The organism is Variovorax sp. HW608, from assembly GCF_900090195.1.
Lineage (GTDB): Bacteria > Pseudomonadota > Gammaproteobacteria > Burkholderiales > Burkholderiaceae_C > Variovorax.
The window spans coordinates 5371849-5390613 of sequence record NZ_LT607803.1; the positions used below are offsets into that span (position 1 = coordinate 5371849).

The 18765-nt window shown below is 69.1% G+C and carries 15 protein-coding genes; 11 read left to right on the forward strand and 4 right to left on the reverse strand.

The features are described from left to right. Positions 1 to 9 precede the first annotated feature (9 nt). From VAR608DRAFT_RS25485 to VAR608DRAFT_RS25530, 10 genes are all read left to right on the forward strand, one after another. Positions 10 to 285, forward strand: coding sequence for a metal/formaldehyde-sensitive transcriptional repressor (locus tag VAR608DRAFT_RS25485; RefSeq protein ID WP_088958969.1), 276 nt, complete (start codon positions 10 to 12; stop codon positions 283 to 285). Positions 286 to 349: 64 nt separating this feature from the next. Next, positions 350 to 3049, forward strand: a complete 2700-nt coding sequence (locus VAR608DRAFT_RS25490) for a LuxR C-terminal-related transcriptional regulator (protein WP_197700411.1) — start codon at positions 350 to 352, stop codon at positions 3047 to 3049. 211 nt (positions 3050 to 3260) lie between these two features. Then, positions 3261 to 4109 (forward strand): TauD/TfdA family dioxygenase, encoded by an 849-nt coding sequence (locus VAR608DRAFT_RS25495; RefSeq protein ID WP_088958971.1) that lies wholly within the window; start codon positions 3261 to 3263, stop codon positions 4107 to 4109. A 54-nt stretch (positions 4110 to 4163) separates the two neighbouring features. Next, a complete protein-coding gene (locus VAR608DRAFT_RS25500; RefSeq protein WP_088956608.1) occupies positions 4164 to 5222 on the forward strand; it encodes a 3-keto-5-aminohexanoate cleavage protein in 1059 nt (352 codons plus the stop codon). Further along, complete coding sequence (locus VAR608DRAFT_RS25505; protein WP_231972958.1) at positions 5219 to 5815, forward strand: RBBP9/YdeN family alpha/beta hydrolase; 597 nt, start codon at positions 5219 to 5221, stop codon at positions 5813 to 5815. The genes VAR608DRAFT_RS25500 and VAR608DRAFT_RS25505 overlap by 4 nt, the downstream gene beginning before the upstream one ends. 135 nt (positions 5816 to 5950) lie before the next feature. Further along, positions 5951 to 6922 carry a quinone oxidoreductase family protein gene (locus VAR608DRAFT_RS25510; protein ID WP_088956609.1) on the forward strand — a complete coding sequence of 324 codons (972 nt, stop codon included), beginning with the start codon at positions 5951 to 5953 and terminating at the stop codon, positions 6920 to 6922. 16 nt (positions 6923 to 6938) lie between these two features. Continuing rightward, positions 6939 to 8300: an MFS transporter gene (locus tag VAR608DRAFT_RS25515; RefSeq protein ID WP_331713004.1), complete on the forward strand. Its 1362-nt coding sequence runs from the start codon at positions 6939 to 6941 to the stop codon at positions 8298 to 8300. A gap of 42 nt (positions 8301 to 8342) precedes the next feature. Then, entirely contained in the window at positions 8343 to 9986 is a 1644-nt protein-coding gene (locus tag VAR608DRAFT_RS25520; RefSeq protein WP_088956610.1) for a 3-(methylthio)propionyl-CoA ligase, read from the forward strand. A gap of 138 nt (positions 9987 to 10124) precedes the next feature. Further along, on the forward strand, positions 10125 to 11123 hold the full coding sequence (locus tag VAR608DRAFT_RS25525) for a Bug family tripartite tricarboxylate transporter substrate binding protein (RefSeq protein WP_231972959.1): 999 nt from the start codon (positions 10125 to 10127) through the stop codon (positions 11121 to 11123). 34 nt (positions 11124 to 11157) lie between these two features. Beyond that, on the forward strand, positions 11158 to 12198 hold the full coding sequence (locus VAR608DRAFT_RS25530; RefSeq protein ID WP_088956611.1) for an AraC family transcriptional regulator: 1041 nt from the start codon (positions 11158 to 11160) through the stop codon (positions 12196 to 12198). 40 nt (positions 12199 to 12238) lie between these two features. Here VAR608DRAFT_RS25530 and VAR608DRAFT_RS25535 read toward each other — a convergent pair whose 3' ends face one another. The 4 genes from VAR608DRAFT_RS25535 to VAR608DRAFT_RS25550 all read right to left on the reverse strand — a co-directional run bounded on the left by VAR608DRAFT_RS25535 (position 12239) and on the right by VAR608DRAFT_RS25550 (position 17810). After that, entirely contained in the window at positions 12239 to 13333 is a 1095-nt protein-coding gene (locus VAR608DRAFT_RS25535) for a 3-keto-5-aminohexanoate cleavage protein (protein WP_088956612.1), read from the reverse strand. A gap of 80 nt (positions 13334 to 13413) precedes the next feature. Beyond that, positions 13414 to 14382: a tripartite tricarboxylate transporter substrate binding protein gene (locus VAR608DRAFT_RS25540; RefSeq protein WP_088956613.1), complete on the reverse strand. Its 969-nt coding sequence runs from the start codon at positions 14380 to 14382 to the stop codon at positions 13414 to 13416. A 129-nt stretch (positions 14383 to 14511) separates the two neighbouring features. Then, positions 14512 to 15456 (reverse strand): intradiol ring-cleavage dioxygenase, encoded by a 945-nt coding sequence (locus tag VAR608DRAFT_RS25545; RefSeq protein ID WP_231972960.1) that lies wholly within the window; start codon positions 15454 to 15456, stop codon positions 14512 to 14514. A gap of 98 nt (positions 15457 to 15554) precedes the next feature. Next, positions 15555 to 17810 (reverse strand): ATP-binding protein, encoded by a 2256-nt coding sequence (locus tag VAR608DRAFT_RS25550; RefSeq protein ID WP_088956615.1) that lies wholly within the window; start codon positions 17808 to 17810, stop codon positions 15555 to 15557. A 198-nt stretch (positions 17811 to 18008) separates the two neighbouring features. On the opposite strand from VAR608DRAFT_RS25550, the gene VAR608DRAFT_RS25555 reads away from it, so the two are divergent. Beyond that, the gene (locus VAR608DRAFT_RS25555) at positions 18009 to 18761 is read left to right on the forward strand and encodes a response regulator (RefSeq protein WP_088956616.1); all 753 of its coding nucleotides are present in this window, start codon (positions 18009 to 18011) and stop codon (positions 18759 to 18761) included. Positions 18762 to 18765: the final 4 nt, after the last annotated feature.

Genomic DNA, 18765 nt, shown 5'->3' on the forward strand with positions numbered 1-18765 from the left:
TCGGCCTTCATGTCGCATACGGTTCTCAACAAGAAGCCCCTGCTCACACGCATCCGGCGCATCCAGGGGCAGGCGCAGGCCCTGGAGCGCGCGCTCGAGGACGAGCGCGACTGCACCGCCGTGCTGCAGCAGCTGGCGGCCATCCGCGGCGCGGTCAACGGGCTGATGCTGGAAGTGCTCGATGGCCATGTGCGCCACCACCTCGGCGCCCACGACGCCTCCCGCGAAGAGCGCGCGCAAGACCTCGACGTGGTCGTTTCGGCGCTGCGCTCGTACCTGAAGTAGCCCGGCGCGGCGACTCTGGCTAGACTGGCGAACCCATGGCGTCCCCCGCTTGCCGAGGCTCCCAGTGACCACCGAAACCGATCTGCCGGACAGCGCGGGCGACGACCTGCTGCTGCGGGTTTCGCCGCCGAGGGTGCCGCGCCATCTGCTTTCGCGGCCGCGGCTCCTGGCCAACGATCCGGCGTTCCGTGGCGTCCCGGCGATCCTGATCCAGGCGCCGGCCGGTTTCGGCAAGACCTCGCTGCTCGCGCAGTGGCGGCTGGAGCATCTCTCGCACGGCCTCGTCGTGGCCTGGGTCTCGGTGCAGGCGCGCGATACGCCGCAGCGGCTGGCACAGGCGCTGGCGATGTCGGTGCGGCGCAGTTCGGGGCGATCGACCTTCGGTCACGTGCTGCTCGACGCGGTGGGGCCGACCGGCCTCGAAGGCATCACGATCTGGCTGGCGGAACTCGCGCAGACCGCGCTCGACGTGGTGCTGATCGTCGACGAGGCCGAGCGCCTGCCCGCCGCCTCGCGCGAAGCGCTGGGCTACCTGCTGCGCAATGCGCCGCCGAACCTGCGCACGATCATCGCGAGCCGTCCGGACAGCAACCTCGACATCGACGACCTGATCGCCTACGGCCAGTGCGTCGTGGTCGGCCCGGCGATGCTGCGCTTCAGGCTCGAAGAGACGCTGGAACTGGTCCACGAGCGCTTCGGCGCGAGCATCGACAACGACACCGCCGCGCGTCTGCACGCGCTCACCGAGGGCTGGCCGCTGGGCCTGCAGCTGTCGCTCACGGTGATGGCGCGCGGCGCCGACGTGGCCGGCATCGCGGGCATCGGCGGCCGCTTGCGCGACCAGTTCCTCACGCTGATGCTCACGAACCTCGATGCCTCCGACCGCGAATTCCTCACCCGCATCTCGATCCTCCACCACCTGCATCCGGAGCTGTGCCGCAGGGTCGCCGAAACCGAAGACGCCACCGAGCGCCTGGCCCGCCTGAGCCGCGACACCCCGGTCTTCGTCGCGGCGGAGCAGGGCGACTGGCTGCGCATGCACATGCTCGCGCGCGACGTGCTGCGCGAGGCCTTCAGCGCGCTGCCGAAGGCGCAGCAGGAGGGCGCGCACGCCCGCGCGGCGGCATGGCTCGCGGAACGCGGCATGCTCGAGGACGCGGCGCGGCATGCGCTGGTCGCAGGGCAGCGCGAGCTGGCCTACGAGCTGGCCGAACGCAGCCTCTACGAAGCCATCGTGACCCACGGCCGGCAGGGCGTGGTGCTCGAATGGCTGGCGCAGCTGCCCGCCGACGAGCTCGACCGCCGCCCGCGCCTGCTGCTGGCCGCCGCCTGGACGCTGGCGATCAGCGAGCGCCACGAGGACGCCGGCCGCATGGTCGCGCGCATCCTCGCGCACCAGTCCAAGGACCAGCCCGATCCGACGCTGCAATGCGAATGCGCGCTGATCCTCAGCGGCGCGGCGGTGTTCGCCGACGATCCGGACCGCTTTGCTGCGCTGCACGATCCGTGGGCCGAATCGCCGCCGCTGCGCGATCCGATGCTGCTGCAGGTGCATGCCAACCGCACCGCCTACCGCACGCTGCTCGAAGGCGATCCGGCGCTGGCGCGCCTGCGGCAGCAGCAGTCGCCGCGCGGGGATTTCGGGCCCGGGCAGGGTTTCGTCGGGCGCTGGGGCGAATTCATCATCGGCCTGTCCTACGTCTGGGAAGGGCAGGTGCTGCTGGTCGAAAGCCTGCTGCAGCCGGCGGTCGCCAGCGCCGACGCGGACCTCGGCCGGCGCAACAGCTTCAGCTGCATGCTCGCGGCGCTCCTGGCCTCGGCGATGTGGGAGCGCGGCCGTCCCGCCGATGCCTCGGCGCTCCTGGCCGACCGGATCGACGTGCTGGAGCGCAGCGGCCTGCCCGAATCGCTGCTGCTGGCCTATCGCACCATGGCGCGCATGGCGATGGCCGAAGGCGCCGAGCACCGGGCGATGGAGCTGCTCGGCGCGCTCGACGCCGTGGGCTCGGCCCGCTCGCTGCCCCGGCTGCGCATCGCGAGCCTGGTCGAGCAGGTGCGCATGCACGCGCGGCGCTACCGCGCCGGAAGCTGCCGCGAACTGTGCCGGCGCATCGACGCGATGCTGGACGATCCTTCCTTGCCGCAGGGCCGGCTCTGGCGGCGGGGCGTCGACGCGCTGCGGGGGCTCGCGCAGGGCTATGCGGCGATCGCGAGCCAGGACTGGCGGGCTGCGCTCGAGCCGCTCGCGCATGCCGACGAGCTGGCGCAGGCGATGCACCAGGGGCGTTTCCGCATCGAGATCCTCGGCCTGCGCGCCTTCGCGCTCGACCGCTGCGGCGAACGCGCGCTTCCGATGCTGCGCGAGGCGATGGACCTGGCGCAGAGCTACGGGCTGGTGCGCGTCTTCGAGGATGCGCACCCCGATCTGGGCCATTGGGCGCGGGAGGTGGCCGCCGGGGGCCTCGATGGCGCCGGGGCGCCGGTCGCGCGGGCGGCCGCCCCCGTGGCGCCGCCGGTTCCGGCGCCGCCGCGCGACCTGCCAACGGCCCGCGGCATGGTGCTCACCCCCAAGGAGGGCCAGGTGCTGGAACTCCTGGCGCGCAACCTCTCCAACAAGGAGATCGGACGCGCCATGCAGGTCGGCGAAACCACGGTCAAGTGGCACGTCAAGAACCTGCTCGCCAAGCTGGACGCCGGCACACGCAAGGAAGTCGTCGTGCGCGCGCGCATCCTCGGGCTGATCCAAGCCCAGTCCGGGGGCTGAAGGGAGGGGTCCCCCCTCCCGCAAGGAGGGGGCCCTCCGGGGCTCCGCTCCCTATTCTTGATGCCTGAGAAGCCGCACCGCGCGGCTCCATCACCCAAGAGCCGGCGCAAGCCGGGCTCACAACGGAGACAGGCCCATGAACACGACAGTCGAAGCAACCCCGCTGAAAGGCGCACCCGCCGTGGTGTCGCCCGCGGCGCTGAAGAACTCCATCCAGGTCGAGCGCCTGACCTGCACCATCGGCGCCGAGCTGCGCAACGTCGATCTCGGCGCCGCCTCGCGCGACGCCGAGACGGTGGCCGAGATCCGCGCGCTGCTGCTCAAGCACAAGGTGCTGTTCTTCCGCGACCAGGACTTCACGCGCGCCGAGCACGTGGCCTTCGCGCGCCACTTCGGCGAGCTGGAAGACCACCCGGTCGCCGGCAGCGATCCCGACCACCCCGGCCTGGTGCGCATCTACAAGTCGCCCGAGGTCCCGAACGACCGCTACGAGAACGCCTTCCACACCGACGCCACCTGGCGCGAGAAGCCGCCCTTCGGCTGCGTGCTGCGCTGCGTCGAGACGCCGGAAGTCGGCGGCGACACCATCTGGGTCAACATGGTGGAGGCCTATGCCCGCCTGCCGGAAGACGTGAAGGCGAAGATCGACGGCCTGCGCGCCCGCCACAGCATCGAGGCCAGCTTCGGCGCCGCGATGCCGATCGAGAAGCGGCTCGCGCTGCACGCGCAGTTCCCCGATGCCGAGCATCCGGTGGTGCGCACCCATCCGGAGACGGGCGAGAAGATCCTTTTCGTCAATGCCTTCACCACGCACTTCACCAACTACCACACGGCCGCGAACGTGCGCTTCGGCCAGGACCACGCGCCCGGCGCCAGCCTGCTGCTGAACTACCTGACGAGCCAGGCCGCGATCCCCGAGTACCAGGTGCGCTGGCGCTGGAAGAAGAACAGCGTCGCCTTCTGGGACAACCGCAGCACGCAGCACTACGCCGTGATGGACTACCCACCGTGCCATCGAAAGATGGAACGCGCCGGAATCATCGGTGAGGCCACGTACTGACACAGCGCTGCATCACCTCATTCAACACCCGACATCCCAACTGAAAGACAGACCATGAACTTCCTCGACGGCTCCCTTTTCCCGGAAAACCAGGACAAGCTGGTGATCACCGCCGCGCCCTACGGCCCCGAGTGGATTCCTTCCGACTTCCCGGAGGACATCCCCGTCACCATGGAAGAGCAGGTGCAGAAGGCGGTCGACTGCTACAACGCCGGTGCCACGGTGCTGCACCTGCACGTGCGCGAACTCGACGGCAAGGGCTCCAAGCGCCTTTCGATGTTCAACGAGCTGATCGCCGGCGTCCGCCGTGCCGTGCCCGATATGGTCATCCAGGTCGGCGGCTCGATCTCCTTCGCACCCGAGACCGACGGCGCGACCGCCAAGTGGCTCAAGGACGACACGCGCCACATGCTGGCCGAGCTCGATCCGAAGCCGGACCAGGTCACGGTCACCGTCAACACGACGCAGATGAACGTGCTGGAGCACATGGAAGCCGATGACATCGCCGGCACCTCGCTCGCCGACCCGCAGAACAACGCGGCCTACCGCGAGATGATCGTGCCCTCGGGCCCCGGCTTCATCGAGGAGCACGTGCGCCGCCTGAGCGCGGCGGGCATCCAGAGCGCCTTCCAGTTCTACAACATCAACAGCTACGAGACCGTGGAGCGGCTGATCCGCCGCGGCATCTACAAGGGCCCGCTGGTGATGAACTGGGTCGCGATCAGCGGCGGCATGGACGCGCCGAACATCTACAACCTCTCGAACTTCCTGCGTGCGATCCCCGACGGCGCGAAGCTCACCGTGGAAAGCAGCATGCGCAACGTGCTGCCGATCAACATGATGGGCATGGCCATGGGCCTGCACGTGCGCTGCGGCATCGAGGACAACCTCTGGAACCAGTCGCGCAGCGGGAAGATGACGACGGTGCAGCAGATCGAGCAGCTCGTTCGCATGTCGCGCGAGTTCGGCCGCGAAGTCGCCAATGGCAAGGAAGCGCGCGAGATCCTGAAGATCGGCGTGTTCTACGAGACCGTCGAGGAGACGCTGGCCGCCAACGGCTTCGCACCCAACCCCAAGGGCCGCCAGCAGGGCTACCTGCGCCGGGTGGCATGACGATGCAAGGTGCTGCCGCGATGGCCGGGTTGCCGACGGTGCTCATCGTCCCGGGCCTGCGCGACCATGTCGCCGGGCACTGGCAGACGCTGCTGGCCGCCGACCTCGCGGCCAAGGGGCGCCAAGTGCGCACCGTGCCGCCGATGGGCCGCACCGATCTCGATTGCGGGGCGAAGGTCGCGGCGATCGAGCACGAGGCGCAGGCCATCGAGGGCCCGATCGTCCTCGTGGCCCACAGCGGCGGCTGCGTGATGGTGGCGCACTGGGCCCACCAGACGCGGCGCGCGATCGAAGGCGCGCTGCTGGCCGCGCCGCCGGACTTCGAGCGCCCGATGCCCGAGGGCTATCCGACCATCGACGAACTGCGCGCCAGCGGCTGGCTGCCCGTGCCGCGCAGGACGCTTCCTTTCCCGAGCATCGTGGCGGCGAGCCGCAACGATCCGCTCGGCGACTACGTGCGCGTGGCCGCGCTGGCACGCGACTGGGGCAGCCGCCTGTTCGACCTCGGCGAGGTCGGCCACCTGAATCCCGCGTCCGGCTTCGGCAAATGGCCGCGCGCGGAACTGTTCATCAGCGAGCTTTCGATGAAATGAATCTCCCCCAGGCTTCGCGCACTTCGTGTCGCTGCGCCAACCCCCTCTCCGGGGGCGCACCCAGCGGCCCGGCAAAGCCGGTTCCGCGGGTGCCCTGGGTAAGAGCCACTTTCTGCATCAAACAAGGAGACAAACATGGCCAAGGCCATTCGCTTTCATGAAACCGGTGGTCCGGAAGTCCTGCGTCTTGAGGACGTCGAAGTCGGCGAGCCCGGCCCGGGCCAGGCGCGCGTGCGCCACACCTACATCGCGGTCAACTTCATCGACATCTACTTCCGCACCGGCCGCTATCCGCTGCCGCTGCCCAATGGACTGGGCTCGGACGCGGTCGGCGTGGTCGAGGCGGTCGGCCCCGGCGTCACGGACATCCAGGTCGGCGACCGCGTCGGCTACCTGATCGGCCCGCAAGGCGCGTATTCCGAAGCGCGCGTGATGCCGGCCGAAGTGCTGATCCCGCTGCCCCATGGCGTCTCCGACCGCACCGCGGCCACGCTGATGATGAAGGGCATGACGGCGCAGTACCTGTTCCGCCAGGTCTACCCGCTCAAGGGCGGCGAGACCATCCTCTACCACGCCGCAGCCGGCGGTGTCGGCCTGATCGCCTGCCAGTGGGCGCGCGCGATGGGCGTGACCATGATCGGCACCGTCAGCACCGACGAGAAGGCCGAGATCGCCAAGGCCAACGGCTGCGCCTACACCATCGTGACCTCGCGCGAGAACATCGCCAAGCGCGTGCGCGAGATCACCGACGGCAAGGGCGTGCCGGTGGTCTACGACTCGGTCGGCAAGGACACGCTGGAGGCCTCGCTCGACAGCCTGCAGCCGCGCGGCTCGCTGGTGAGCAACGGCACCAGCTCGGGCCCGGTGGTGATCGACTCGCAACTGCTCGCCGTGAAGGGCTCGATCTGGGTCACGCGGCCGGCGATGATGCACTACATCCAGCCGCGCTCGCACATGCTGGAGATGGCCGACGAGCTGTTCGGCCACGTGCTCGCAGGCCGCATCGTGAGCGAGCCCAAGCAGAGCTTCGCGCTGGCCGACGCGGCCGACGCGCACCGCGCGCTCGAATCGCGGGCCACGACCGGCGCGACCGTGCTCGTGCCCTGAAGCCAAGGGGATTGCCATGGACATGCATGCCCTCGATTCGAAGCAAGGGTCCGACAGCTACCTGTTCGGCCCGCGCCAGGCGTGGTTCGCCTTCGCGATGACGCTCGGCCTGATGATGGTCGACTACATCGACCGCCAGGTGATCGTTTCGCTCTTTCCGCATCTGAAGCAAGCCTGGGGCCTTTCGGACAAGCAGCTCGGCGCGCTGGTGTCGGCGGTGTCGGTCACGGTCGCCGTGGGCGGCATCCCGATCGCACTCGTCGCCGACCGCTTCAGCCGCGTGAAGAGCATCGTCGTGATGGCGACGATCTGGAGCCTCGCCTCGATCTCCTGCATGTTCACGCGCAACTTCGGCCAGCTGCTGGCCGCGCGATCGGCGGTGGGTCTGGGCGAAGCGGGCTACGGCTCGGTCGGCGCGGCGCTCATCGCGAGCCACTTCCCGGCACGCATGCGCGGTGCGCTGATGGCGGCCTTCTTCTCCGCCGCATCGATCGGCTCGGTGCTGGGCGTGATGCTCGGCGGCGTCATCGCCGCGCGCTGGGGTTGGCAGGCTGCGTTCGGCGTGGTCGGCGTGCCGGGGCTGGTCCTGGCGCTGCTCTACATCAAGGTGCGCGACTACCGCACCGTCGCGCTCACGCCGCGCATCGAGCAGGCCACGCGCTCGACGCAGGGTGCGGCGCGCGCCATCATCAAGCGGCTGATGCGCTCGCGCACACTGCTGTGGGTCTGCATCGCCGCACCGGCGCAGCTCATCCTCGTGTCGTCCATCTGGGCCTGGCTTCCGAGCTTCCTCAACCGCGTGCACGGCATGACGCCGGAGCAGGCCGCGATCAAGGCCGCGCTGGTGGTGCTCTGCGGCGCGCTCGGCAGCGTGGTCTGGGGTGCGGTGGCGGATCGCGCCGGCAGGAAGCGGCCCGCCGCCAAGCTGCAGGTGACGGCCGCGATCTGCGTGGCTTCGGCCGCGGTGCTGGCGCTCGGCTTCGGCGCCAGGCACGTCGGGATCGAGCTGTCGGCACAGGCCCAGTTCGCGCTGCTGGCGCTCGGCGGCTTCCTGATGACCTGCAGCGTGGGCGTGGTCGCCGCGGTCGTCATCGACGTGATCCATCCCGGCATCCGTGCCACCGGCGCCTCGGTGCTCTCGCTGTTCCAGAACCTGCTGGGCCTGGCCACCGGTCCGCTGATTGCAGGCTTTCTGTCGGATGCCTGGTCGCTCGAACACGCGCTGATCGTGATGCCGGTCTTCGGCCTGCTGGCGGCCGGGGCCTTCATGGTCGCGTCGCGCAGCTACGGGGCCGACCTGGAGCGGGCCTGCGAAGCCGCCGCCGATGCCGAACCCGAATCCGCGCCCGCAGGCGCACCCCGCAGCGTGCCGGCCTGAACCTGCGTACGCACCCTCACCGAATTTGAACGGACTTCCACCATGAACGGATTGATGATGGATCAGCCCCTGCTGATCTCGAGCCTCCTCACGCACGCCGAACGCCACCACGGCGAACAGCAGATCGTCTCGCGCCGCGTCGAGGGCGACGTGCACCGCTACACCTACCGCGATATGGGCCAGCGCGCGCGCCGCCTCGCCAACGCGCTCGCCGCGCGCGGCATCGAGCAGGGCGACCGCGTCGCCACGCTGGCCTGGAACGGCTATCGCCACATGGAGCTGTACTACGCGGTCTCCGGGTCCGGCGCGGTGCTGCACACGCTCAACCCGCGCCTGCACCCCGACCAGGTGGTTTGGATCGCCGACCATGCCGAAGACCAGATCCTCTTCTTCGACCTGACCTTCCTGCCGCTGATCGAGGCCGTCGCCTCGCGCGTCTCGACCATCAAGGCCTTCGTCGTGATGACCGACCGCGCGCACATGCCGGCTTCGTCGAAGGTGCCGAACCTGCTGTGCTACGAAGACCTGATCGACGACCACACGCCTGATTTCCACTGGCCGGTGTTCGACGAGAAGGCGGCCTCGTCGCTGTGCTACACCTCGGGCACCACGGGCAATCCCAAGGGCGCGCTCTACAGCCATCGCTCGACGATGCTGCACACCTATGCCGCCGCGCTGCCCGACGCGCTCAACTGCTCGGCCAAGGACGTGATCCTGCCGGTGGTGCCGATGTTCCACGTCAATGCCTGGGGCCTGCCGTACATCGCGTGCATGGTCGGCGCCAAGCTGGTGTTCCCGGGCCCGTGGCTCGACGGCAAGTCGCTGCACGACCTCTTCGAGGCCGAAGGCGTCACGGTCTCGGCCGGTGTGCCCACCGTGTGGCAGGGCCTGCTCGCGCACGTGGAGAGCAACGGCCTCAACTTCCGCACCATGCGCCGCACGATCATCGGCGGCTCGGCCTGCCCGCCGGCGATGATGCGCGCCTTCCAGGAGCGCTACGACGTGCAGGTGCTGCACGCCTGGGGCATGACCGAGCTGAGCCCGGTGGGCACCGTGTGCACGCTCAAGCCCTGCCACCAGTCGCTGGACGCCGACGAGCGCCTCGCGATCCAGTCCAAGCAGGGCCGCTCGGTGTTCGGCATCGACATGAAGATCGTCGGCGAGGACGGCGCCGAGCTGCCGCACGACGGCAAGACCGCCGGCGAGCTGATGGTGCGCGGCGCCTGGGTGATCTCCGGCTACTTCAAGGGCGAGGGCGCGGGTCCGCTGGTGGACGGCTGGTTCCCGACCGGTGACGTCTCGACCATCGACGCCGACGGCTTCATGCAGATCACCGACCGCAGCAAGGACGTGATCAAGTCGGGCGGCGAGTGGATCGGCTCCATCGACCTGGAGAACATCGCGATGGCGCACCCCGCCGTCGAGATGGCGGCCTGCATCGCCGCGCGCCACCCCAAGTGGGACGAGCGCCCGCTGCTCATCGTCGTGAAGAAGGCCGGCCAGGACGTGACGCGCGAGGAGCTGATCCGCTTCTACGACGGCCGCATCGCCAAGTGGTGGACGCCCGACGACGTGGTCTTCGTCGACCGCATTCCGCTCGGTGCGACCGGCAAGGTGCAGAAGAACCTGCTGCGTGAGGCGCATGGCGATCACCTGCTGGCCAACATCGGGATGAGGTTTGCATGATCGGCAGCCTCTCCATCGCGGCGTGGCCGGCCCTCAAGCCCGTGCGCTTGATGTTGGGCGAGACGACGTTTCTCGCCATACTGGCGCTCGCGCTGCTGCGCTGGTCTGCCTGAATCCATAACGAAGGAGACACAGAACATGAAATCGAATCACTTGTTGCGGCGGAAGATGATCCAGGCCGCTTGCCTCTCATGCCTTGGCGTTGCAAGCCTTGCAGCGCACGCCGAGCAGCCCGCCAAATGGCCCGAGAAGGTGGTGCGCATCATCGTGGCCGGACCGGCCGGCGGCACCGCCGACATCGTCGCGCGCCTCTTGGGCGACCAGCTCACGAAGGACACGGGCCAGCCCGTCGTGGTCGACGCCAAGCCCGGCGCGGGCGGTGCGCTGGCGGTCAACGAACTCTCGATGGCGCCGCATGACGGCTACACGCTGCTGGTCGGCGTCAGCTCCCTGGTGAGCGAGATCCCGCACATCGTCAAGCTGCCCAAGGACATGGCCAAGGAGATCCGCCCCGTGGCCGAGCTCGGCCGCGGCGGCCTCGTGATGGTCGGCGCGCCCTCGGTCCCGGCGAAGAACTTCGCCGAGGTGCTGAGCTGGGTGAAGGCCAACCCGGGCAAGGTGAGCTATGCCTCGTACAGCCCCGGCACCGTGTCGCATGTCATCGGCCTGCAGCTCAACAAGGCGGCCGGCATCGACATGACCCATGTCGGCTACAAGGGATCGACGCCCGCGCTCACCGACGTGATGGGCGGCCACGTGCCGCTCATGTTCGACGGCATGGCGACTTCGCTGCCGATGATCAAGGCCGGCAAGATCAAGGCCTTCGCGGTCAGCACGCCCAAGCGCTCGCCGCTCTTGCCGGATGTGCCGACCTTTGCGGAGCTCGGCTATCCGCAGCTCGAAACGGTCTCGTGGATGGGCCTGTGGATCAAGCCCGACACGCCCGCCGCGCTGCAGGCGAGCGTGCGCGAGGCGGCGCTCAAGGCGATTGCGCAGCCGGCCGTGCGCACGCGCTTGCTGGATGCGGGCCTCGAAGCCGGCAGCGGGCGCACGCCCGACGAGCTGGTGAGCTCGCTGAACAGCGACTACAAGCGCGTCGGCGAGGTGCTGAAGTCGATCGACTTCAAGCCGGAGTGACGCGGCAGCCGGTTCACGCGGGGGGTGCCATCGCATGAGACACCTCTCCGAATTCGTGCGCAGCAGCAGCCTGAGCGGCTACGTCGAGCTGGTCAGGTCGCTCGGGCGGGACCCCTATGCGTTCATGCGCACGGTGGGGCTGCAGGCGAAGTTCCTCGAAGACTCCGAGATGCTGATTCCGCGGGATGCGGTGCGCGAGCTGCTGGAAATCACCGCCCGCGCCACGCAGACGGAGGATCTGGCGCTGCGTCTCGCGGCACAGCGCAAGCTCTCCGCGCTCGGACCGATCAGCCTCGTGCTGCGCGAGGATCCGACGCCCAGGGCCGCCCTCGACACGCTGTGCCGCTATCTGAAGCTCGTGAACGCCTCGCTGACGATCCGTGTCGAAGACGCCGGCCGCACGGTGATCATCCGGGAAGACCTGCTGCCGACGCCCGGCCTGCCGATGCGGCAGTCGGTGGAGCTCGCCGTGGGCACCATGTTTCGCATGCTCTCTGAATTGATCGGACCGCATTGGCGGCCGCTCGAGGTCTGCTTCGCACATCGTCCGCCCGGGGACGTCTCCGCGCATCGGGCTTTCTTCGGGCGGAACGTCAAGTTCAACCAGGAATTCAACGGCCTGGTCTGCCTGGCGAGCGACTTGTCCGCACCGCGCGAGTCCGGAGACCAGGTGGCTGCGGGCTTCGCCAGGAAGTACCCGGAAGCGGCCCTGATGGATCGCAGCGAAAGCATGGAGGCCAGCTGCCGCCAGATCATCCTGGCGCTGCTGCCGGGTGGCGCCTGCACCGCCCAGGAGGTGGCACGCTTCCTTCACATCGATCGCCGTACGCTGCATCGCCGACTCGACGCCGAGGGCCTCAGCTTCAGCCGCTTGCTCGAGCAGGTGCGCTCGGAGCTGGTCAGGCGCCACTTGCGCGAGAGCGACCTGCCGCTTCGCGAAGTGGCGGAGCTTCTGGGCTTCTCCCGGCCCAGCAGCTTCAGTCACTGGTTCCACGGTCTTTTCGGCTGCAGCGCCTCGCAATGGAGCAAGGAGGCGGCCGCCATGGCGGCGCGGGGGGAGTACGGGACCTCCTGAGCCGAGCGGGCTGACTGTGAAGGCGCGCGTGGCGGGCCATTCAGGCAGCGCGCAATTTCTGCTCCGCCGGCAGGCTCATGGCGGGCTTGCGCAGGAATCCCTGGTTGCCGCCATTGCGGTTGGGCGCGAAGCCATTGGCCTCGAGCGTCTCTTCGGCGGTGTCGTAGAAGACCCCGATCTTCATGATCTCCCGCGCCTGCTCTGCTGTCGCGATCGGGCGGCCGAACTCGCCGGCGATGCGCACCAGTTGCCTGATCTGCTCGACCGAGCTCATCTTGCCGGTGCGGGTCTGGTTCCATAGCACGTCCTCGATGCCGCAGCGCACATGCAGGCCCAGGGCGATGCCGATCATGTTGATGGGCAGCACATTGAGCACCGAGCTTTCCACCGTGACCACCGCGCCGTCGGGCACGGCACGCAGCATGTTGGCCAGGTTGTAGATGTTCGCCTGGTCCATGCCGCCGCTGATGGCCACCCAGTTCATCACCAGCGGCCCCTTGTAGACGCCGCGGCGGATCATCCGCTCGATGGTCTCGAAGCTGTTGATGTTGTAGACCTGGAACTCGCTCTGGATTCCCGCGGCCGTCAGGCGCCGGATGTGCTCCTCGACCCAGCTCGGGTTCGCGGGCACGTGCATGTCCTTGTAGGTCGCATAGAGGTGCGGGAATCCGCGCGAAACGCCCCTGAAGTCGTCCTCGCCTGCATGCTCCGTCACGTTCATCTGCGTGGTGTTGACGGTCACCGTCACCTGGTCGGGCGTCGGCGTGAGCTCGGCCAGCATATGGCGCGTGTCGTCGCTCAGCCACTTGGCGGCCTGGCCTTCGGACTCCGGCGCGAAGCTGATGGAGCCACCCACCTGGATGATCATTTCCGGCACGCGGGCTCGAACCCCCGCGATCAGCTCGTTGAACTTGGACAGGCGCTTGCTGCCCTTGCCGTCTTCTTCACGCACATGCAGGTGCAGTACGGTGGCGCCGGCCTCGTAGCAATCCACCGCCTTCTGGATCTGATCCTCCATCGTGACCGGAATGTCTTCCGGGAAGTCGGAAGGGATCCAGCCCGGCGCATAGGGCGCGGCCGTGATGACCAGCGGCTGCTGGTTCTCGGGATACAGATGGCCGTCGAGGAAGTTCATGATGAAAGGTCTCCAGGTTGAGTGATGAGCGTTGTGAACGTCGAGTGGGATGCAGTGGGTTCGGGCACTGCGCGGGGCTGTCAGTCCGCCTTGATTTCGAACTTCTTGACGATGGCGGCGTTGCGCTGGGACAGCAGCCTGTTTTCAGCCAGCAGCGCCGCCGAATCGACACTCAGGTCGGGCTCCAGGCCCACGTCGATCAGCTTCTGCTGAACGCGCGGGGCACTCGCAGCCTTCTTGATGCTGGCCCGAAGCTTCGCCAGGACCTCGGGCGGCAGCTTGCTGGAGCCGTAGAAGCACACCTGTCCCTGGAACTGGATCTCCGGATAGCCCAGTTCGGTCATGGTCGGCACGTCGGGGAGGTACCTGGACCGGTTCTTCCCCGCAACGGCATAGGGGCGCAGCATGCCGCTCCTGATCAACGGCAGCGAAGTCACCATGCCATCGAACATGATGTCGACCTGGCCGCCGATCACCTCTTGCAGCGCGGGCGGGGACCCGAGGTAGGCCACGTGCTGCATGCCCAGGCCGGCTTTGCTGCTGAAGATGAGTCCCGAGTACTGCGACACCGTGCCGGTGCCGTAGCTGGCGAAGGAGGACTTGTCCTTGCGCGTCTTCAGGTGTTCGACAAGGCCCTGGAAATCCTTGGCCGGGTAGTTCGCGGCCGTGACGAGCACGTAGCTCGTGAAGGCCACCCTGGCGATGGAAACGATGTCCTTGAGCGGGTCGTAGGGCACCTTCATCACCTGCGGCGCTTCCACCAGCATGTTGTTCGGGCCCAGTGCGATCGTGTTGCCGTCGGGGTCGGCCTTCAGCATGGCGCCCAGGCCGATCGACCCGGTGGCGCCGGCACGGTTTTCGACCACGACGGGCCGGCCGATGTCCTCGGACATCTGCTGGCCGATCACGCGAGCGGCAATGTCCACCGTGCCGCCCGCCGGTGCCGGAACGATGATCTTCAGAGGCTTGTCGCCGAACGCCCAGACGCTGAGCGACAGCGACCATCCGATCAATGCCAGGGCAGGGCGCCCGAATCGCTGCAGATTCATCCTTGTCTCCAATCCGTTTCGATGTCCGGCTCGATGCGCCGGTGCAGGCAGTGTCTGGCGCCATGGGCGCTTTCACTTGCCTTTTGGGGACACGAACTTGCTGGATTGGGACAATCGCGGTTGGCCTCCTCAGCCTGCCAGTGAAATCGTCGCGGCCGCGGTGTACCCGTCGGCGACGCTGCCCGCCATCGTCGGCGTCTGGGCGGCGATCTGCGCCGCCGTGTTGTCGCTGAAGACGTTGTCGGTCGAGAGGCTGATCGCGGCGAAGTTCGAGACGCTGCGGGTGTAGTTCGAGACGTACGGATAGATCGCCGAACAGACGGCGCTCGGCATCGCGAGCTGGGTGGTCAGCACCGCATTTTTTCCGGAGGTCGCAGCCGCCTGGGAGCTGAACACCTCCAGGTGCATGTGCGGCCAGCGGCCCGAGTAGCAGCCCGGGAAGATGGTCACGAAGGTCACCTGTCCGGCGCTGTTGCTGACCTGCACGCCGCGCAGGTAGCTTTCGGCCGGCGCCGAATAGAGCGAGTAGTTGCCGACGGCGTCGCAATGCCAGAGGTAGACGGCATAGCCGGCCAATGCCGCGCAGTTGGCGCCGGTGTTGGCGAGCGTCAGGGTCAGCGTGACCTGCACGCCCTGCGCCACCGTCGTCGAGCTGATGAAGCTCGAACGGATGTCGCTGCGCACGATGCCGCTGGCGGTCAGGATGTCGGAGGTCGAGCCGGACGAGGTGTTGGTGCCGTCGGCCGGGTAGGGCCCCGCGGTTTCCTGCGGGTCGGCGACGCACGACGACGACGAGGTGCTGCTGGTGCTCGTGCTGCTGCTCGACGCCGTCGTGGCGGCGGCCGTTGTGCCCGTGCTCGTTCCCGTGCTCGTCGCGGCAGTGGTCGCCGCCGTGGTCGCCGAGCCCGACGAACTGCCGCCCCCGCCGCAGCCGCCGATGAGGAGCGCACCGGCGGAGGAGCCCAGCCAGGCCAGCGCGCGGCGGCGTTGCAGCATCTGCGCCTCGATCCGCGCGATGTCTTCGGCCAGGCTGTGGCCGTGGGTCGGGTCGCTGGGGAGGGTGTCTTTGATCACTTGCTTCATCCGGATCCAGTGGTGGGACCCCGAGGATCGACACGCCTTGTTTCCCGTGTGTTTCGCAACCTTGCGCGATTCTTTCAGTGGCCGGGGCGTCAATGCACGCCCGCGAAGCTCATCGCCAGCGGCACCCGAAGCTGCGCGACCAGCCCGCGCGCGCCGGACTTGAGCTGCACGTCGCCGCCGTGGGCACGCGCGATCGAGCGGCACACCGCCAGGCCGAGACCGCTGCCGCGCTTGCCGGAGGCGCGCGCGAGCGGGGCGCGATAGAAGGGCTCGAACACGCGCTCGAGTTCGCCCTCGGGCAGCCCCGGGCCGCTGTCGCTGACCTCGGCGACCGCATCCTCGCCGTCGATGAACAGCCGCACCCGGGCTTCGCTGCCGTACTTGACGGCGTTGTCGATCAGGTTGTCCAGCACGCGCCGCATGCCGATGGCGTCGACATCCACCGGCGCTTCCTCGCTGTGGCCGAGGCGCACGTTCTTGCCGACGAACTCCGCGTTCTCGACCACGTCCTCGACGACGCTCGCGAGGTCCAGGTGTTCGCGCGGCCCGGGCTCCGACGCATCGCGGATGAAGGCCAGCACCGAGCTGATCATCTGCTCCATTTCCTCGACGTCCTCGAGCATCCCGGCGCGCACCTCGTCCGGCACATCCTCGATGCGGAAGCGCAGGCGGGTCAGCGGCGTGCGCATGTCGTGGCTGATCGCGCCGATCATGGCGGTGCGGTCCGCCACGAAGCTGCGAAGCTGGCTCTGCATCCGGTTGAAGGCCTGCGCGGCGCGGCCCACTTCCGCGGGGCCGGAAAGCGCCAGCACCGGCGCCTGCGGGTCGCGGCCGAGCTGCTCGGCCGCGCGCGCGAAGCCGGCAATGGGCCGCACCAGCCGGCGCGAGAACCACCAGCCCGCCGGCGTCACGATCAGCGCGGCGACCAGGAACCACAGCAGCACGCGGCGCTGCCAGGCGTTCGGGAAGGGCTCGGGCACCGGCTGGACGGTGGCCCAGCCGCCTTCGGGCAGACGCACCGCGGCGACGAAATCGCCGATGACGAAGGGGGCGGGCGCGAGCCCGAACAGGCCACGCGCGGGTGCCGTGACCGGCTGGGGCTTTTCAGCTTCAGCCGGCTGCGGCCGCACGAGTGCCGGGGCTGCAGGCGCCTTGCCGGCGGGAGGCGGCACGGTCTGGACCTGCGGTGCGCGCGCGTTGTCGGTGCTCGTCGCGGGCTGGGGCGGCAGCGCATCGGCTGCGGCACGGGTGGTCGTCCTGGCGGGGGCTTCGCGATGGGCTGGTGCAACGGGGCGCGATGGTGGCTGCGCCGGGTCCGCGATGACGCTGCCGCCCGTCGAGGGAGGCGATACCGCGCCGCCACTTGGCACTGGCATGCGGGCGGCGCCTGAAGGTGCGGGACCGATGCCGGGCGTCAGCCCGGTCGGCGGGGCAGGGCGGGCGGCGTCTGGGGACGGTCCTGCCGTCATGCCGGCGGGAGGCGATGCCGGTGCCGCCGTCGTGGAAGGCGAACTGGCCGCTGCCGCAGGCTTGGCGGCCGTGCCGTCGGGAACGGCAGACGGCTTGGCGGCGCCGGGCGCGCCAGGGGCACCGGCGGCGCTCCCCGCATCCGGCGGCGCCGGCACGCCACCGTGTCCGGGCGGCGAATCGGGCGCGGGGACAGGTCCCGCACCCGGCGCTCCCTGCCGCTGTGGGCTCACGTCCGGCTGTCGTTGAGGCAGCGGCCCCATGCCGCCTCCACCTTGCGGAAAGCCGCCCGGCATGCCGAGACCCCCGGGGGCGCCGAATCCGCCCGGTGGACCGAATCCACCGGGGCCGAAGCCGCCGGGCGCCATGCCGCCACCCGGCCCGCCCGGGCCCCCTTGCGCGACCGTGAAATCGACCCGCATGAAGCCGTCGGGCCACACCCGCACCGGCAGTGCGGCGCGCGTCACCACCGGCGCGGCGGGATCGCCGCCCATGGCGCGCGGCGGCGGGCCGGCCACGCCCGCGAAGGGCAGCGGCGTGTAGAAGTAGAGGCGCACGTCGGCGTCGTCGCGCCCGAGCAGTTGCGCGAGGTCGTGGCGCGAGCGCTCCGAGGTCAGCCAGCCGGGCCCGCTGGGCTCGGGCGATCCGGACCGCACGGCGCGCAGGAGCATGCGGTCGCGCTCGGCGGCGCCGGCGTCGCCCTTCAGCATCCTGGCGATGTCGTCGAGCTGGTACTGGGGCGGCGGTTGCGGGGGCAGCAGCATCGTCAATGCGAGGGTGACGAGTTGGGCAACGCCGAGGCCTGCCAGCAGCAATGCCGCGATCTGCAGGGCAAGCGGCGGGCCGGTCCAGCGGCGCGCGGTACGGGAAGAATTCATGTGCGGATGCTGGCATGAAGCCCCGTTCGCTGTCACCGCTGTCGCGGCAGCGCGGTCCGGAATCGCGTGGGGCGGCCCTCGGCCAGGCAATGCCGCGATAATTCCCGGCGCGTTTTGCGCCTGCATTTCATCGTGTTGCGCGTTGTTGCAGCGTGGCGCGCCCCTTGCACCGACTCATTTCCGGCCTTCAGTGATTCAGTGAACCTGTCCACCCGCCTCCTCATCGTCGATGACGACGTCGGCATCCGCGGCCTGGTGTCGTCGTTTCTCGAGAAACACGGCTTCCAGGTCGACACGGCCGCCAACGTGGCGCAGATGAACGCGATGCTGGCCGCGCAGCCCTATGCGCTGATCGTGCTCGACGTGATGATGCCGGGCGAGGATGGCCTGAGCGCCCTGCGCAACCTGCAAAAGAGCGGCGGCCCGCCGGTCATCATGCTGTCGGCCGTGGGCAGCGACGTCGACCGCATCGTCGGCCTCGAGATCGGTGCCGAGGACTACCTGGCCAAGCCCTGCAATCCGAGGGAACTGCTGGCGCGCATCCGCACCGTGCTGCGCCGTGTCGCGGCGCCGGCCGTGGCCCCCGCCGTCGCCGCCGCGCCGGTGCAAGGCGATGCCCCGGAAGCCGTCTGCTTCGACGGCTGGCGCCTGGACCTGGCCGCGCGCGTGCTTCTCGACCCGGCCGGCTCCGTCGTGGCGCTGTCGGATGGTGAATTCAGGCTGTTGCGCACCTTTGTCCAGAGCCCGAGGCGCGTGTTGTCGCGCGATCACCTGCTCGACCAGGCGCTGGGCGCCGGCAGCGAGTCGTACGACCGTGCCATCGACGTGCAGATCAGCCGGTTGCGCCGCAAGCTGAGCTTCGGCGAAGAGCGCGCCAACCTGATTCGCACGGTGCGCAACGAAGGCTACATGTTCACCCCCGCCGTCACGCGGCAGGCGCCTTCGCCCTGAGGCG